1 protein-coding gene is annotated in these 1161 nt (G+C 65.9%); it reads right to left on the bottom strand.

Features of this window, described 5'->3' with window-relative positions:
* Positions 1–122: 122 nt before the first annotated feature.
* Positions 123–527: a hypothetical protein gene (locus ACZ38L_RS39370; RefSeq protein ID WP_465702943.1), complete on the bottom strand. Its 405-nt coding sequence runs from the start codon at positions 525–527 to the stop codon at positions 123–125.
* Positions 528–1161: the final 634 nt, after the last annotated feature.

The raw sequence follows: 1161 nt of genomic DNA, 5'->3' as shown, positions 1-1161 counted from the left end.
GGTATCGTTTTTCTCTTCCCTTTCGTCTCTCTTCTTTTCCTCCCCCAACCCCCCCCCTCCCCCGCCGCCCCCCCCCCCCCCTCGTCGCTCCCTTTCCCCCCCCCCCCCCCGCCGGGCTGTCGTCAGACCTGCTGGGCTGCGGCCTCGTCCTGCGGCTGGGCCTGCGGCTGGGCCTGCGGCTCCATGGTCGGGCGGGCGAAGGCCCGCTGGCCGGCCAGCTTCGCCCGGGCGGTGGCGGCCCGCTTCGCGGACAGCGAGCGGAAGAAGTTGACGATCATCACGACCGGCAGGATGAACGCCTTGAAGAAGATGATGTAGCTGCCGCCCTCGAAGATGAAGCCGAGGTAGATCCCGTACCCGACGAACCCGACACCGAAGACCGCGTTGAAGACCCGCCAACCGGTGCTCAGACCGGCGACGTTGGCGACGGCGATGGCGAGCATCGCGACACCGCTGACGAACAGCAGCACCACGTACCAGGAGAAGAGCGGCTGGGCGCTGAAGTCCAGGTTCACGGGATTCCTCACATAAAAATCAGATAAGCACGTTCGCGGAATGCGCACGCTACTGGATCACACCGACACCGTCGCCGGCTTTACCGCCGCTCCGACCCCACCCGCTGACGGTCAATCCGGCGAAACTGGGACAACTCCCCTCGCCAAATCCCCTGAAGTGCACAAACACCCCATTTGCCTGCTCATGAAGCGTTAGCCAACCGCAACAAGAGACCGCCGCAGCCCCGTCACACCTACCCGGACACCGGTAGTGGCCTGCTGCGCCGGCGACGGCGGTGGCGCCGGGTGGGTGTCGTCATGCCGAGGGCACGCCCACCGCGCGCTGGCTCCGAACCTGCCCACCGCCCGAACGAAAGAACCCGCCCGGGTGTGAGGTACTGCGACAGATGTGTCAGGTACAGCGGCGTACCAACGGAGTTGCGTCGCGAGAGAAGCGACCTGGACACGTAGGGCCGCGGCCAGGTCGGTGTGTAGACCAGCCCGAGGGCGCCCCGACGCGAGGTCTGGGTTCCTGTCCGGGATTTGAGCAGGAGTACGTGTGGGCGCGGGTTGTACTCAGGTTGAACTGACAGTGTCTTCAGGGCTACTGACTGTCCATGATCCCTGCGGTATGCCGTAGGGATGAGGTATGCGCAGGCGGGTGGGT

It is taken from the genome of Kitasatospora sp. NPDC024654, from assembly GCF_055559155.1.
This window is presented reverse-complemented; position numbering and strand designations above follow the sequence as displayed.